Annotated in this window: 10 protein-coding genes; 5 read left to right on the forward strand and 5 right to left on the reverse strand. The window is 48.9% G+C overall.

Features of this window, described 5'->3' with window-relative positions:
* Nucleotides 1–121: 121 nt before the first annotated feature.
* From ACTHMC_RS05060 to ACTHMC_RS05080, 5 genes are all read left to right on the forward strand, one after another.
* A complete protein-coding gene (locus ACTHMC_RS05060; RefSeq protein ID WP_440411406.1) occupies nucleotides 122–3,178 on the forward strand; it encodes a SusC/RagA family TonB-linked outer membrane protein in 3,057 nt (1,018 codons plus the stop codon).
* 18 nt (nucleotides 3,179–3,196) lie between these two features.
* Nucleotides 3,197–4,840, forward strand: a complete 1,644-nt coding sequence (locus tag ACTHMC_RS05065; RefSeq protein ID WP_440411408.1) for a RagB/SusD family nutrient uptake outer membrane protein — start codon at nucleotides 3,197–3,199, stop codon at nucleotides 4,838–4,840.
* A 74-nt stretch (nucleotides 4,841–4,914) separates the two neighbouring features.
* Nucleotides 4,915–6,858: a heparinase II/III domain-containing protein gene (locus tag ACTHMC_RS05070; protein WP_440411410.1), complete on the forward strand. Its 1,944-nt coding sequence runs from the start codon at nucleotides 4,915–4,917 to the stop codon at nucleotides 6,856–6,858.
* Between the two features lie 18 nt (nucleotides 6,859–6,876).
* Nucleotides 6,877–8,142, forward strand: coding sequence for a glycoside hydrolase family 88 protein (locus tag ACTHMC_RS05075; protein ID WP_440411411.1), 1,266 nt, complete (start codon nucleotides 6,877–6,879; stop codon nucleotides 8,140–8,142).
* A gap of 5 nt (nucleotides 8,143–8,147) precedes the next feature.
* Entirely contained in the window at nucleotides 8,148–11,237 is a 3,090-nt protein-coding gene (locus ACTHMC_RS05080) for a glycoside hydrolase family 2 TIM barrel-domain containing protein (RefSeq protein ID WP_440411413.1), read from the forward strand.
* Here the strand turns inward: ACTHMC_RS05080 and ACTHMC_RS05085 are convergent, their stop codons facing one another.
* From ACTHMC_RS05085 to ACTHMC_RS05105, 5 genes are all read right to left on the reverse strand, one after another.
* Entirely contained in the window at nucleotides 11,238–11,627 is a 390-nt protein-coding gene (locus ACTHMC_RS05085; protein ID WP_440411415.1) for a VOC family protein, read from the reverse strand.
* A 13-nt stretch (nucleotides 11,628–11,640) separates the two neighbouring features.
* On the reverse strand, nucleotides 11,641–12,390 hold the full coding sequence (locus ACTHMC_RS05090) for a DeoR/GlpR family DNA-binding transcription regulator (RefSeq protein ID WP_440411417.1): 750 nt from the start codon (nucleotides 12,388–12,390) through the stop codon (nucleotides 11,641–11,643).
* An 11-nt stretch (nucleotides 12,391–12,401) separates the two neighbouring features.
* Entirely contained in the window at nucleotides 12,402–13,577 is a 1,176-nt protein-coding gene (locus tag ACTHMC_RS05095) for an MFS transporter (RefSeq protein ID WP_440411419.1), read from the reverse strand.
* 82 nt (nucleotides 13,578–13,659) lie between these two features.
* Nucleotides 13,660–14,982 carry a MutS-related protein gene (locus tag ACTHMC_RS05100; RefSeq protein WP_440411420.1) on the reverse strand — a complete coding sequence of 441 codons (1,323 nt, stop codon included), beginning with the start codon at nucleotides 14,980–14,982 and terminating at the stop codon, nucleotides 13,660–13,662.
* Nucleotides 14,979–16,328 (reverse strand): MutS-related protein, encoded by a 1,350-nt coding sequence (locus ACTHMC_RS05105; RefSeq protein WP_440411422.1) that lies wholly within the window; start codon nucleotides 16,326–16,328, stop codon nucleotides 14,979–14,981. Before ACTHMC_RS05105 ends, ACTHMC_RS05100 begins: the two co-directional genes overlap by 4 nt.
* Nucleotides 16,329–16,333: the final 5 nt, after the last annotated feature.

Consider the following 16,333-nt stretch of genomic DNA (forward strand, 5'->3'; position numbering starts at 1 on the left):
CGCATCAGAATGGTTCCACTGCGCCGTTCATGCGTACCAATACTAATATAAAATAAACGACTGCTTTATGATGCGATTGCACATTGCCTGTTTGGGTCTAAGGCTGAAACGGCTTGTCTTTTTGGTAGCTTGTATCATTGCTTCATTCCCCCTCTTTGCCCAGGCACAACAAAGGACCGGAAAGGTTACCGATGAATCCGGTAATCCCATCCCCGGAGTTTCTGTGACCGTAAAAAATGTTACCGGCGGAACAACCTCCAACAACGCCGGCGAATTCACCATCAGTGCTCCGAACGGAGCCATCATCCAGTTCTCCAGCGCCGGTTATGAATCAAAGGAACTGCTGCTGGCAGCTCAAACTACAGTAAGCATAGTGCTTAGTCCTAAATCCGGCACTCTCTCCGATGTGGTGGTGGTGGGTTATGGCTCGCAGAAAAGGACCAACCTTACCGGCGCTGTTGGCACTATCGATAAAAAGAAGATAGAGAACCGCCCCGTTGCCAATGCAATGGCGGCATTACAGGGTGTTACTCCAGGTCTGACCATTACCAGATCAAATGGTACCCCCGGAAGCGAAGGATATGCCATGCAGATGAGAGGCGCCACCTCTCTCAGCCCGGTATCACCACTGGTATTGATCGATGGTGCACCCGGAAGCCTGCTGGCGGTAAACCCTAATGACATTGAAAATATCAGTGTGCTGAAAGATGCGGCTGCCGCTTCCATCTACGGTGCCAGAGCAGCAGGCGGTGTTATCCTGGTGACAACCAAAAAAGGATCGTCAGGTAAGATCGCTGTTTCCTATGCCGGTAAATATGCAATCAATAAACCCACCAATGTGCCCGGTCGCCTGCATAGCTGGCAGGAAGCCCAGATGGCCAATGAAAGCCGCATCAACGCCGGACAGGCTGCTGGTTACACGGCCGAGCAGATCGAATGGATGAAAGATCCCAATGTGGAATACATTGTGAATCCCAATAATACTGCCGACTATCTTTACTTCTATGACCTTGACCAGACCAGTCTGGTGCTCCGCGATCAGTCGCCCCAGTGGGACCATAATATCTCCATGCGCGGAGGTGGCGCCAAAGACAATTTCTTTGCGTCTTTAGGGTATTTCAAACAGCAGGGTGTTTTCAAATTCGGTCCCGACCAGGCTGACCGCATCAATGCCCGTTTCAACTACAACCTTGCCATCTCCAAAATATTTGCTTTTGAAACCAAACTGGCATTCCGCCAGAGCAATGTTCTGGCGCCCAGCGTAGGTAACGCCCGTATCTTCTCCAACTTATATACAACCCGTACCCTATATCCTACCTTCTTCCCCGGCACTACGGATAAATACATCAATGACAACAGCGGAAATTTCGCTTATGCATTACTGAAAGAAGCAGGCGCCAGCGATACCAAAGAGAATGAAGGCAATGCCCAGTTCGCCCTGAAGGCAAAAGACCTGGTAAAAGGCCTGACGCTCTCCGCCATGTACAGCCCCAGGTTAGGTACACGTACCAACGGTACTGCAGTGAGAACCATTCCCCGCTACAATATCAACGGCATCGGCAGTTACATGAACAACCCCAACTCCTACACCAAAACGGAGTACAATATTTTCTCCAATAACGTGCAGCTGACGGCTGATTACAACTGGAACCTGGGAGACGATCACGATTTCCATGTGCTGGGTGGTTATGCATTTGAAGATGAGCGTATCAATCAGACCATCGGTAAGGCCGCCAACCTGGCTACCAATGACTTCTTTACATTGAATACGGGTGATCCGCTGCAATGGCAGGCTACTGAAGATATTCAGACCTGGGCACTCGAATCTTATTTTACCCGGTTCAACTATGCCTTCAAGGGTAAATACCTGTTTGAAGCCAATTACAGGTACGACGGTAGCTCCAAGAATGCACCCGTTAACCGCTGGAATGGATTTCCTTCGCTTTCTGCCGGTTGGAGAATCGGTCAGGAAAGCTGGTTTCAGTCCTTTGCTCCCATCTTTGATGAATTCAAGATCCGCGGATCCTGGGGTAAGCTCGGAAACTCTGATGCAGTTAATTTCGGTAACTATGAATACATCACGCAGATGGCTGCAGGTGCAGCTTATCCATTCAATGGTGTGAGAAACCGGTCTTATTCACAGGCCCGCCTCGCTTCTCCCGATAAAGTATGGGAGATCATCACTACCTCCAATATCGGTGCAGACATTGCTTTGCTGAATAACCGCCTGAACCTTTCCGGTGATTATTTTGTGAAGAGGAATAAAGACATGCTGGTGCTCCTGCAGGTTTCCAACAGCATCGGTATCCAGACCGGACAGTACAATCTCGGCGATCTGAAAACCAAAGGATGGGAGTTCAGTATTGGCTGGAGAGACAGAATAGGTAAAGACTTCTCTTACTTCATCAATGCCAATATCAGTGACAATACCAATGAACTGATCAGCTTTGGCGGACAGTCTGCCATTAGCCCGGGTATCAATGCTTATATCCAGGGTAAACCACTCAACACCGTGTATGGTTACCAGGCCGATGGTTATTTCCAGACTGCAGATGAAGTGGCTAACCACCCCAAATTCAGCGCTGCTGTTGGTATGGGGGATATCAAGTACGTGGATGTGAACGGTGATAAGAAGATCAATGCGGGCCTCGGCCGGCTCAGCGACCATGGTGACCTGGTTGAGCTCGGTAACTCCGCTCCCCGTTACACCTATGGTTTTGATCTGGGTTTTACTTACAAAGGCTTCGACTTCTCCGCCATGTTCCAGGGTGTAGGTCAGCGTAAGCTCTTTGTTGATCCCACCACGCTGTATCCTTACACTTCCAGCTGGATCGTACCCATGGATTACAACCTGGATTACTGGACACCTGAAAACAAGAATGCCCGTTTCCCACGTATGTTCATCGGTGGCGCGCAGAATACATTGCGCTCATCACACTGGATCATGAACGGCGCTTATCTCCGCCTCAAAAATATACAGGTAGGTTATAACCTTCCCGCCAAACTCATCAGCAAGGCAAAGCTCACCAATGCACGTGTTTACTTCGCCGGTCAGGATCTCTGGGAGATCAACAATATGTGGCTGAAGAATGCTTTCGATCCTGAAACTCCGGATAACGCCAGCTGGCAGTATCCCTTCTTCAGAACTATTTCCTTTGGCCTTAACCTGACTTTCTAAATCAGTAAAACTGAAAAAATGACGAACAAAACTTTCCATAAGATATTGATCGGTGCAGCCTTGGTGGCCGGCGTTACTGCCTGCAGCAGGAAGCTGGACCTGGTTCCTGAATCCACCCTCACAGATGCTGGTTTCTGGAAATCTTCCGGTGATCTCATCCTCGCCTGTAATGAATTGTATCAGTCGCTCCCCGTGATCACCAATAATGTGAATGCGATCTGGACCGACGACGGATATGGTTCCGCGCCCAACCCCATCAGCGACGGAACCCGCACCACTCCCGTAACGGACAATGCTTTCAATATTCCTTATGCACTGATCCGTAAGTCAAATACCATCCTGGAAAAATCCAGGACCATCACCGATGATGCCGCACGCGTGCGCCGCTACAGGGCCGAAGCTTATTTCTTCCGCGCCTTTGGTTACAGCGAGCTGGTGAAAAGATATGGCGATGTACCGTTACTGCTCCGCACTTTTGATGTATTCGATACCCTCGCTTATCCGCACCGTACCAACCGGGAGATCGTGCTCGACAGTATGTACAAAGACCTGGACTCTGCAGTGGCAGGCCTTCCGCTGGCTTCTGCATTACCAGCAGCAGAATACGGCCGTATCACCAGGAATGCAGCCTGGGCCCTCAAATCAAGGATGGGCCTTACTGAAGGAACCAGGAACAAATACCACTCTTTAGGCAATGCCCAAAAACACCTGAACATTGCGCTGGCTGCTACAGAAGAACTGATGAACCTTAACTGGCATAAGCTTTTTACCTATACAGCGGTGCCCGACAGTTCTTATTTCTATCTTTTTCAATATGCAGGAAATGGCGCTGCCAACAGGGAGAATATCCTGGCCAGGTTATACGGCGTAAGCGCAACCAACAGCATTTCCGAACATAACTATACCCGCCAGTACCTGGATGTAGGTGTGGTGACCGCCACAAGAGCTATGATGGATGCTTACCTGTACCGCGATGGATTGCCACTGGGACAATCACCCATGCAGGCTAACCAGGACAGTACCATGGCAGAATTCACCAACCGTGATCCGCGCATAGCCATGACCGTTTTCAACAAACGTGTATGGGGCTTCACATCTCCCTGGGTGCCCACATTCAATACGGCGCCTACAGGATACAAGATCCGTAAGTACGCCACTTCACAGGACTGGACATCACAGCAAAGTTTCAACCATCATATTGTTTTCCGCTATGCAGAGATTCTGCTGAACTATGCAGAACTCAAGTATGAGCTGAACGGTGGCATTACAGACATTGAACTTGAGAACAGTATCAACCTCCTCCGTACGCGGGTGAATATGCCGAAGCTGACCAATGCTTTTGTTACCAGTAATGGTCTGAACATGCTCAACGAGATCCGCAGGGAAAGAAGGGTAGAGCTGGCTTTTGAAGGAGAGTTCCGTTACTGGGACCTGATCCGCTGGAAGACGGCCGAAATCGAATTGCCTAAAGCTATCAAGGGATCTAAGAAGTTCCCGCTGGAGCACACATTCATCCCAACCAGCCCGGTTGATGCCGATGGATTTGTGATTGTGCAGGATGCATCCAAGCGCAGCTTTGATGTGAAGAGAGACTATTGGTGGCCTTTTCCTTCCAATGAAACAGGCCTGAATCCTAACCTGGGTCAGAATCCTTTTTGGTAGATTTATATTTACTTCGGGTGCCGCCAGTCGCTCGCGTCTCCGCGAGCGACTGGCACACTCTGAAAATTTTTAACATGCGTTCTTGCTTTATACTCCTTATTGCCGCGCTACTTATTGCTCATAACGGTGCCGCTCAATCGCAACGGAACTGGCTGGCAGGCTCGTTCTCCCCTGAAGAGGTGTCGGCCAGCATCAATATCGGCAATCTGAACCGGCAATTCCCGGAGTATAAGAACCGGGCCAGATGGGAATCCATCGATCCTGTGTATAAAAAGAAATTGATCGAAGACGGAGAATCCGCGCTGAACTATAACTGGCAGACCGTTCCCGCTACCGTTTACCTGGAATACATCAAAACAGGTAACAGGTACCTGATGGAAGATCTGTACAATATGAACCTGGCTGCTATCAAAAAACTCGCTTTCGCAGAACTGGCGGAAGGTAAAGCCCGGTTCATTCCGCAACTCATCAACGGTGTATGGGCAGTGTCTGAGATCAGCAGCTGGTCCATCTCCGCCAGTCTCAATCTGCAGCGCGCCGGAGCCGGATTGCCGGATGTGAATGAGCCTGTCATTGAACTGGGCGCAGGGATCACGGTAAATGTACTGGCCTGGACCTACCATTTGTTCAAAGATGAATTTGATAAGGAAAGCAAGCTGGTAACCGCCAGGCTCAGGCAGGAGATCAATCGCCGTATCCTGGAACCCTATTATACACGCAATGATTTCTGGTGGATGGCACTCGACGGAAAACAAAGAATGGTGAACAACTGGAACGTCTGGCTCAATTACAATATGCTCACCACTATCCTGCTGGTGGAAGAAAACGCAGAGAAAAGAAAGAACGGGATTTACAAGACCATGCGCTCCGTGGACCAGTTCATCAATTATTACAAAGAAGATGGCGCCTGCGAAGAAGGACCTGCATACTGGTCGCATGCAGGTGGTATGTTGTTCAATTACCTGTCCTTGTTGCAACTGGCCACGGACGGTAAGGTGAACATCTTCAGTAAACCATTGATCAGGAATATCGGCAACTATATCTGTAAAGCGTATATCGACAGCTCCTGGTACCTCAACTATGCCGACGCTTCTGCGCGGATCAAAGCAGACGCCTCCCTGATCTGGCATTTTGGAAAAGCAGTGCAGGATACAGGCATGCAGCAATTCGGTGCCTGGCTGGCAAAGGACCAGCACTGGGAGAAATCAGTGCCGGTAGACAATATGTACGGAGGTTTCAGAAATCTATTTACTGCCACTGAGATCCTTGAAAGCAAGGCGCAACAACCATTCCTGGCAGCAGCATGGATGAAGGAAACAGGCATTGCTGTAGCAAGGGATCAGGAAGGATCAGGTAAAGGATTCTACTTTTCAGCGCTCGGCGGACATAATGATGAGAGCCATAATCACAATGATGTAGGGACCTGCGTATTGTATTACAATGGACAACCTTTACTGATCGATCTGGGTAATGAGACCTACAACAAAAAAACTTTCGGGCCGGAGCGTTATTCCATCTGGACCATGCGTTCGGCTTACCACAATGTACCACTCATCAACGGAGTTGAACAGAAGGAGGGGAAACAGTATGCTGCAAAGCAGGTGTCGTTTGAGAACAAAAAGAAAACGGCTGTTTTCAAAGCGGATATTGCAGCAGCATATCCTGAAACGGCGGGAGTGAGCAAATGGGAGAGGGTGTATACTTTGAAGCGCGGTCAGTCGTTCACAATTTCTGATAACTATACATTACGCACCAATAAAGGAAATACAGCGCTGTATTTTCTCACCAGTGCATCACCCGGACTGGTAAAACCTGGTTTATTGCAATTCAAAGCAGGTGATGAGAAAATATTCATGGACTTCAACCCCGGCCAATTTGAACTGGTCATTGAACCTATACCGATCACTGATAAAAAACTGCTGGAAAGCTGGCCACCACTCATCCACCGGCTGGTGTTCAAACTGAGGCCGGGCCATACAAAAGCAAGCCATCATATTGTGTTCAGAAAACCATCCTAAATATTTAAAGTGAATCTGATGATGAAATGGATTACCGGGTCATTGCTGGCCCTGCTCGTGTTGTCTGCATTCAACAAAGAGCGTGATGAGAGAACATTCGTTCGGGAGAACCTGGAATATGCCAACAGGCAGCTAAACCTGATGCTGCATGAAGCAAAGGGCAACGAGAGTTTTCCGCGTACTACCAATGCCGATGGTAAAATGGTGGGCACTTATATGTACGACTGGACGCCCGGTTTCTTTCCCGGAAGTCTCTGGTATACTTATGAGTTCACCCGTGATACCGCTATGCGCAGCGCAGCCACCAGCTGGACGGAAAAGCTGGAGCCTCTCAAGGATTTTACGGAGCACCATGATCTGGGCTTCATGATGTATTGCAGCTTCGGCAATGCTTTCAGGCTCACTGCCAATGAAGAATATAAGAAACACCTGGTACAGGCTGCACGCTCCCTGAGTACCCGCTTCGATGCGCGGACAGGCTGCATCAAGTCATGGAATAATTTCCGCTCCTGGCACGACAGTAATGCAGTCTATAATTTCCCGGTGATCATCGATAATATGATGAACCTGGAATTGCTGTTCTTCGCTACCAAAGTAACGGGCGACAGTTCTTTCTACCGCACCGCCATCACACATGCCAATACCACACTCGCCAATCATTTCAGAAAGGATTACAGTTCATACCATGTGATCTGTTACGATCCTTTAACCGGTAAGGTGCAGGCTAAAGAAACTGCACAGGGGTATGCTGACAATTCCACATGGGCAAGAGGACAGGCATGGGCCATCTACGGATATACCATGACCTACCGCGAAACCAAAGACCCGCGTTACCTAAAGGCTGCACAGGGAATGGCCAACTGGTACCTGAAGCAAAAAAGCCTTCCTGCCGATAAAGTGCCATACTGGGATTTCAATATTCATCAGAAAGGCTACAAGCCTGGAGTCCGGTCTTTTGCCTGCAGTACCAATATCGATCTGCGCGACGCATCTGCCGCTGCTATCACGGCATCCGGCTTGCTGGAACTGAGCACATATTCCGGGGAGAAAGGAAAAGTTTATAGAGATGCTGCTGTGAAAATGTTGCATTCCCTTGCCAGTCCCGCCTACAGGGCGGAACCCGGAGAAAATGGAAACTTCATGATCAAGCATTGCGTGGGAAGCATTCCCCACCAGACGGAAATAGATGTACCTTTAGTGTATGCTGATTATTATTTTCTCGAAGCATTGCACAGATACGATCAGTTGCTTCGTAATGGTCAGTTAACCTTTATTAAATACTGAACCGGATGAAACAACTGCTACTCCTTATTCTTTCCACTTTCTCTTTGATCATTGTCAAGGCACAACCCGTAAGAAATGAATGGGAAAACCCTTCGATATTAGACTGGAATAAAGAAAAACCAAGGGCCAGCGCCATGTTGTTCAGCAACGCTGCCGATGTGATGCGTGATGATTACAGCAGGTCGGAATATTTCCAGTCTCTCAACGGAAAATGGAAATTCCATTATGCAGATAAGCATACGGAGCGGCCAGGGGATTTTTACAGTGAACAAGCGGACGTTTCCGGTTGGAAAGAGATCAATGTTCCATCCAACTGGGAGATCGAAGGATTCGGCATTCCGATTTACACGAATATCATTTATCCCTTTCCAAAGAATCCGCCATTCATCGGTGGAGATAATGCAACAGGCAGTTATCAAAAAGAATTTGAAGTGCCGGATAACTGGAATAATAAACAGGTATTCCTTCATTTCGGTTCCATTTCTGGATATGCACTGGTGTATGTGAACGGGCAGAAAGTGGGCATGAGCAAAGTAGCAAAGTCCCCGGCTGAATTCAATATCACTCCTTATCTGAAAAAAGGAAAGAATTTGCTGGCGGTGCAGGTGATCAGGTGGCATGATGGCAGTTACCTGGAAGACCAGGACTTCTGGCGGCTGAGCGGTATTGAACGCGATGTCTTTCTTTTTGCAACGCCCACTGTAACCTTGTGGGATTTCTTTCTGAAATCCGGACTGGATGCGGCTTATAAAGATGGCGTGTTCAATGCGGAACTGTTGCTGAGAAAATTCAGCAACAATATTCAAAAAGGAATAGTATCTATCGATATACTCGATAAGAACGGGAAAACGATCCTGACCCGGTCACGGAAATTTGAGATAAAAGACAGCTTGCAGCTGCTTCGCTTCAATGCAAAGATCCCGGCTCCTGAAAAGTGGAATGCGGAAAATCCGGCTTTGTATGATTGCATCATAAAACTAACAGGAGATGAAACTACCTGCTCCGGTGCAAAGATCGGTTTCCGGTCCGTTGAAATAAAGAATGCTCAATTGCTCGTGAACGGTGTACCTGTTTATGTAAAAGGTGTGAACCGTCATGAACATGACGATGTAAAAGGACATGTACCTTCCCGTGAGCTGATGCTGAAGGATATCAGGCTGATGAAGGAATTCAATATCAATGCTGTCCGTACTTCTCATTATCCCAACGATCCGCTCTGGTACAAGCTCTGCGATCAGTATGGCCTTTATGTGGTAGCCGAGGCCAATATTGAAACGCATGCCATGGGCGCTGAATGGCAGGGCCCTTTCAATAAGTCCATTCACCCGGCATACCTGCCGGAATGGGCGCCTGCGCATATGGATCGTGAACGCAGACTGGTGGAAACAGATAAGAACCATCCCAGCATCATCATCTGGAGCCTTGGCAATGAAGCCGGTAACGGGCCTGTATTCCATGATGCCTACAAATGGATCAAAGGCCGCGATGCAAGCAGGCCGGTGATGTTTGAACAGGCTGGAGAAGATGTGAACACGGATATCGTTGCGCCCATGTATCCTTCCATGGAAAGCATGAAGCAGTATGCAGCCAGAAAGGATGTCAGCCGCCCATATATCATGTGTGAGTACTCGCATGCCATGGGAAATGGTAATGGAAATTTCCAGGCCTATTGGGATATTATCCGCAGCAGTAAACATATGCAGGGCGGATTCATCTGGGACTGGGTTGACCAGGGATTGAAAGCCACCAATGCCAATGGTGATACCTACTGGGCATATGGCGGGGACCTGGGCTCTTTCTACTGGCAACATGATGAGAATGGGGTGGCGGATGGACTACTGAGCTCCGACAGAACACCGGATCCCGGTGCTTATGAGGTGAAGAAAGGTTATCAGCCGGTGCTGTTCAGTTATAAAGATGGAAAACTTACTGTCAGGAATGAATTCGACTTTACGGATCTCAGTCAGTTTGATTTTACCTGGGAACTGATGCAGAACGGTAAAAAGATAAAAGACGGAAAATTTGACCTGGCCCTGCCTCCGCATGCAATAAAGGAAATTGCGTTACAGCTTCCCATGTTCAAGTCATTGCCGGGAACAGAATATTACCTGAATGTTTTTGCATACACCAGGCAGGCCAAAGGTTTGCTGACTGCAGGTCATGAGATAGCCAGGGAGCAATTCCTATATGCCGGAGATTATTTTGCAAAAGAGGAAGCCACTTCCGGGAATTTATCAGTATCAGAACAGGGAGACAGGCTCACGTTTTCTGCAGGTGATATTACCGGAGAATTCAACAGGCAGCGGGGAGTATTCACCCGTTATGCCCGGAACAATATTGTGTTGAGAGGGTTTCCAGAGCCTTATTTCTGGCGGGCACCAACTGATAATGATTTCGGAAATGATATGCCGGAAAAACTGGGTATCTGGCGCAATGCACATGTAAACCCCGTTGTGAAAAAAGTTACTGTCGGCAAGCAGGATAAAGACGGTGTTTTGATAACCGTTTCTTTTGAACTTGCAATAGCCGTTCCATACGAAGTTCGCTATCTTATCCGCAATGATGGGTCCATTGCGGTTAATGTAAGCATTGAAATGACTGGTCGTGATCTGCCGGAGCTTCCGAGGTTTGGAATGCGATTCCGGATGCCCGGCAGGTTCGACAGTCTGATGTATTATGGCAGGGGGCCATGGGAAAATTACAGCGACCGGAAATCAGCATCCTTCGTGGGATTGTACAATGGCAGTGCGAAGGAGCAATTCTATAAAGGCTATATCCGTCCGCAGGAAAGTGGCTACAAGACAGATACACGCTGGATGCAATTGCTGGACAAACAAGGTAATGGCGTGATGATAGAAGGATTGCAACCTGTCTGTTTCAGCGCCACCAATCATTCGGTGGAAAGCCTGGATCCGGGCTACACTAAGAAACAACAACATCCTACCGACCTTCCTCCCGATAACCAGGTGCATGTACATATCGATCTTGCACAGAGAGGTGTGGGAGGTGATAACAGCTGGGGCGCATTGCCGCATGATGAATTCCGCCTGCTGGCTAAGAAATACGCCTACGGATTTGTGATCAGCCTGAAATGATCAGACTGTCACTTCAATGAGATTGCCCTCCGGATCAAGCACTACAGCTTCATAATAACCATCGCCGGTGGTCCTTGGATTGCCTACGATCTTGTGACCATCGGCGCGGAGGGTCTCCACCAGTGCATTCACTTTCTCTTCACTGCCGGTGCTGATGGCCAGGTGTACAAAACCCTGCTGTTGTGAAAGATGGTCGTGCTGACGCTGCGCCACATCCGGCCTCCGCATCAGTTCTATACGTGAACCGCCATCGAAGCTGAGGAAGTACGATTCGAAATGCGTAAGAGGGTTCTGGTATTTGTGGTTGGGCTTCGCCCCGAAATACCGTTCATAAAAGGTTTTCATCAATTCCAGGTTCTCTACCCAGAGTGCTAAATGTTCTATTTTCATGGTCCGTTTTTTATCAGATAATTTGAATGTCGGTTTTGCGGAAACCATCCAGGTCCTTATGCTCACTTTGGAGGTCTGTGATGATGGTGTCCAGTACATCCAGGTCGCAGACCTTGAACGGTTCCCTTCTTAACAAGCGCTCGTGATTGGCCAGGGCCAGCACACTGTTGGAGGCGCTGATCATGATGCGTTTCAGGTCCACATCCTGCTGCCCGTCGCCCGTGACGCCGATCACCGGGTCCACCGCACAGGTGCCCATAAAGTAGAGATCTGCCACAAATTCCGAAGCCTGCCTGCAGGTACTCGCCCCATAGGTAGTGGCACCGGTGTGATCATATCTGCCTCCAAGTACTATCAGTTCTATATTCCTGAAGCCCGAGAGCACCGGCACCAGCGCCTGATTATTGGTGATGATCCTTGCTGTGAGATCGGAGGGCAGCAATGTGGCAATTGCCATATTGGTGGTGCCGCCATCCATGAAGATGGTTAGACCGGGTTTGATGAATTGCTGCGCCTTCAGTCCGATCACTTCTTTTTCTTTCTTCAGGTAATGACTCCTGTCCTGGAAGGTAAGCGGGTTCCTGGCGCGTAACATGGCACCGCCGCGTACTTTTGACAAGAGGCCATTCTTGTACAGTGTTTCAATATCCCTCCTGATGGTATCCTCGGATACATCCAGCTGGCTGGCAATCCATTCGTAAGTGAGTTGCTTTTTCTTTTTAAGTTCAGTGAGTATGAAATCGAAACGGTTTTCTTTCAGCATGGCAGGATCGTTTATTTCTTGAACAGATAACCTACACTGATCACCAGCATCAGGAAGGCTGTTAACGCAAATGATACATCGAGTGAAAAATGATGCGCGATGAAACCCAGCAGGGCAGGGCCAGCCAGGGATCCGGTGAACCCGATGGTGGTGATGGCCGGAATGCTCACGGTAGATGGAATACCGGCAATCCTTCCTCCATCACTGAAGAAGATCGGGACGATATTGGCAGCTCCGATGCCAAGTAAAATATAACCGGCCAGTACGATATATATTGAAGGGCTGATAATACTGATCACCAGGCCGGCTGTTGCTATCAGGCTGCCGGCAACCACTACGGTCTTGCTTTTGAATTTCTCCACAATGCTGTCGCCCAGCAACCGCATTACCGCCATGGCAATACTGAAAGCGGCATAACCGATGCCAGCGAGCTCTTTGGGCACTCCTTTCTGATCTCTGAGATACACGGCGCTCCAGTCGAGCATGGCCCCTTCACTGAGGAAACTGGCGAAACAGAGGAACCCGAGGAAAAGGACGGTCCTGTTCAACCATAGGTAACGGTTATGCTTACCTGTAGTTTCTTTCGGTTTGGTGAAGCGTTGTAATATTTCTTTTTCTGTGGAATAATCGAGAAGGTTCCTGTACTGGCTGAAAGTGATCACGGCAAGCACGATAGCGATAGCAATAGCCGCATGTAACGGCTGCAGGCCAGCTTTTACCAGGAAGCCCAGTCCCAGCGATCCGAACAATCCGCCCACGCTGAACAAACCATGCAGGGAAGACATGATGGACCTGCCATACATATTCTGTACCTGCACCCCATGCGAGTTCATGGCCACATCGATGCCTCCGGCGCCCGCTCCAAAAAACAGCAGCGCCACGGCCATCAGCCAGGGGGCGCTGATCAGTAACAGCATCGGCAACAGAACAGCTAAGGCAATACCCGATGCAGCCATCACCACCCGCGTGCCATATTTATTGCATAGCCAACCGGCCAGGGGCATCATGATCAGGCCGCCTCCGCCCATGCACAATAACAATAGCCCCAGCTGCCCTTCATGCAAACCCAGGCGATCTTTTGCGTAAGGCACCATCGGGGCCCAGCTGGCAACTGCCAGTCCGCAAACCAGAAAAGTGAGCTGGGTAGCCCTTTTTGCCCGCACAAGCCGCTGAAAATCCCCTTCCATATCTAAAAAGTATGAAATGCAAAAATATGCAAACTTGCAAATATTTGCAAGTTTGGGGGATACTGCTCCTGTTAAATTACTGTTAGCCCTGCCGGATCAGGTCCAGTATCTTCTCATTTTCAATGATCATCATACCCTGGCGGTCCGCCGTGATCCCTTCTTTCAGGCGGTAAGTATAGGCGGGAATATTGCCATTCATAACGGTGGGCATAAAGAGGAAGCGGATATTGGCGGAGCGGGTCTGCAATGCATGACCCACTTCAATGATATGGGTGGAGATGATGAAGAAGCAGTTCCGGTGCCGCGACAGGGCCTCCGTGATACTCAGCGTGGCCTCATATGCATCCTTCACATTGGTGCCTTTGAAGAGCTCATCGAAGATCACCACCAGGTTTTTGCCGGAATCAACGGCCTGCGCCACGGTTTTTACGCGCAGCACTTCTGCATAAAAATGACTGTAGCCATGCTCGAGGTCGTCCGGTACATTGATGGAAGAGAAGATGCCATCTTTTACAGAAAACTCCATGTTTTCTGCCGGCACGGGGAATCCCATATGCGCCAGGTAAACGGCAATGCCAAAGCTTTTCATATAAGTGGACTTTCCCGCCATATTCGCACCGGTCAGGAACAGCACATTATTATCAGATGAAAATTCAGCGGCATTGCTTACGGGCCTGGCCAGCAGCGGATGAACAAGTCCTGTGATATGCATCACCTGTTTTCCGGCTGGCAGTGCCCTGGGATAACAGAAGCCTTTGCTTGTTGCCACTCCTGATACTGCGATATTCACATCAAAACGGAAAATGAGCTGTACCAGCGCTTTCATTTCCTTTTGCAATTTGCCTCGCAGACAATGATCATAACTGATCAGTTGTTTCAGGGAAATGGCAGAACCAGGTTTTACTTCATCCAGCCATTGCAGGTTCTTATGCAGGAACAACTGTTGAATACTTTCTAACTCGCCGGCAACAGGGGAGTTCTTCTCATGCTCCAATCCTTCGATCAGTTTTCTGAACTGTTGCAGGAGGTGGATGGTTTGCCTGCATCCTGCCTCCACCTGACTGTATTCCTCGCTGGCAGTGAGTTTGCTGCGCAGCTTCTTCAGCGTTATATTCCAGCCCGTCTCTATAAAGTTGCCATTGGAGGAACGCAAATAGTTTTCCATCACACTGAATTCCCCGTTGGTGAAGGGCAGTTGCAGGTTTTTAGTACCGAAGTACCGGAATATGCGTACGCGTTCATTGATCAATCCGGCATCGGTGAGTGGTTCACGGAAAAGCTGTTCCAGCAACTGCCTGCCGCCATTGGTGATGGTTTGATCGAATAAGCGGGAGATGGAATGGCTTTTGTACCTGCCGAGCAGGTTCAGGTCTTCCAGGGTTTGTTTATCTGCAATGAAACTCATGATGCCGTTTTTTTAGAGAACCTGTTATTGATGATATCGAGGATGCCTTCATTGTTGATGATCACCATCCCGTGCCTGTCTGCTGTAATGCCTTCTGCCAGCGTATAGGTATAAACGGGTTTGTTGTTTTGCATGATAGTAGGGAGAAAGGTGAAATGAATATTGCTGCATCGTTGTTTCAGTACTTCTCCGGCTTCGATGATATGGGTGGATACGATGAACATGCAGTTCTTCTTACTGGCAAAAGCTTCCGTGATGGCGATGGTGGCTTCTCCTGCATCTTTCACATTGGTACCCCTGAACAGTTCATCAAAGATGATAAAGAGGTTCTTTGCCACCCCCAGCTCCTGCGCCACTTTTTTCACTCGTAATACTTCTGCATAAAAATGGCTGCTGCCTGTGGCCAGGTTATCGGAAAGATTGATGGTGGTGTAAATGCCATCCCTTACTGAAAAACTCATCTTCTTTGCCGCCACCGGAAAACCCATATGCGCCAGGTACAGTGCGATGCCCAGGGATTTCATGAAAGTGGACTTGCCGGCCATATTGGCGCCGGTCAGGAAAATGATATTACTGTCAGGAGTGATATGCAAGGTGTTGGGCACAGCATGTTGCACCATGGGATGGTATACGCCTTCGAGATGCACGGTATGATCTTCCTTCTTCAATGCTTCCGGAAATACGTAGCCATTCTTTGCCGCCACTTTCGCCACAGAAATATACACATCCAGCTGGTAGATATGATGCAGTATCCGCTGCATGATCTTTCTGCTGCGGAACCGCAGGATATCATCCAGTACAGCGGTTTCTGAATAGGATAGTTTTGCTTTGGGCTTTTGCTGCATTACCGGCAGCAGGTCAGTATCACTGAGATGCCTGCCCAGTTCCAGCAAAACACCTGCGTAAGGTGTTTCGCTGGCTGTATCGTTGATCCGGTGCAGGAAGTCCTGCAGGGTATGCAGGATCTCCGTCATGGCGGACACACCGTTATGGATGATCTTATATTGATGGTCCTCTGCTATCAGGTGGCGGATCTTTCCTCCGATCGTTTCTTTGTCGCGGCTCAGTCTGGTTCTTTCATCATCCATCTCCAGATACAGACTGGCGCTGTCGAACAGCATGCTGCTGAATGGGAAGTTGATCCCTGCAGCACTGAAATACCTGATGATCAGACTTCGGTTATTGATCTGCGTTGTATCGGACATCGGGTAGAGGAATAGCTGTTCCAGGATATCCGCACCGCCCCTTGTATGGGTATGGTTGAAAATGGTATAGATGCTGTCCTTGCCCGGCTTGCCGAAAATATTCAGGTCATCGAGGGTTTGCTTGTCGGTATTGAATTGCATGTAGC

The sequence above is a fragment of the Pseudobacter sp. genome (genome assembly GCF_051955275.1).
Classification (GTDB): domain Bacteria; phylum Bacteroidota; class Bacteroidia; order Chitinophagales; family Chitinophagaceae; genus Pseudobacter.

Coding starts and splice junctions, on each gene's coding strand:
- ACTHMC_RS05065 (WP_440411408.1), top strand. CDS start 3,197: ATGACGAACAAAACTTTCCATAAGATATTGATCGGTGCAGCCTTGGTG.
- ACTHMC_RS05070 (WP_440411410.1), top strand. CDS start 4,915: ATGCGTTCTTGCTTTATACTCCTTATTGCCGCGCTACTTATTGCTCAT.
- ACTHMC_RS05075 (WP_440411411.1), top strand. CDS start 6,877: ATGATGAAATGGATTACCGGGTCATTGCTGGCCCTGCTCGTGTTGTCT.
- ACTHMC_RS05080 (WP_440411413.1), top strand. CDS start 8,148: ATGAAACAACTGCTACTCCTTATTCTTTCCACTTTCTCTTTGATCATT.
- ACTHMC_RS05085 (WP_440411415.1), bottom strand. CDS start 11,627: ATGAAAATAGAACATTTAGCACTCTGGGTAGAGAACCTGGAATTGATG.
- ACTHMC_RS05090 (WP_440411417.1), bottom strand. CDS start 12,390: ATGCTGAAAGAAAACCGTTTCGATTTCATACTCACTGAACTTAAAAAG.
- ACTHMC_RS05095 (WP_440411419.1), bottom strand. CDS start 13,577: ATGGAAGGGGATTTTCAGCGGCTTGTGCGGGCAAAAAGGGCTACCCAG.
- ACTHMC_RS05100 (WP_440411420.1), bottom strand. CDS start 14,982: ATGAGTTTCATTGCAGATAAACAAACCCTGGAAGACCTGAACCTGCTC.
- ACTHMC_RS05105 (WP_440411422.1), bottom strand. CDS start 16,328: ATGCAATTCAATACCGACAAGCAAACCCTCGATGACCTGAATATTTTC.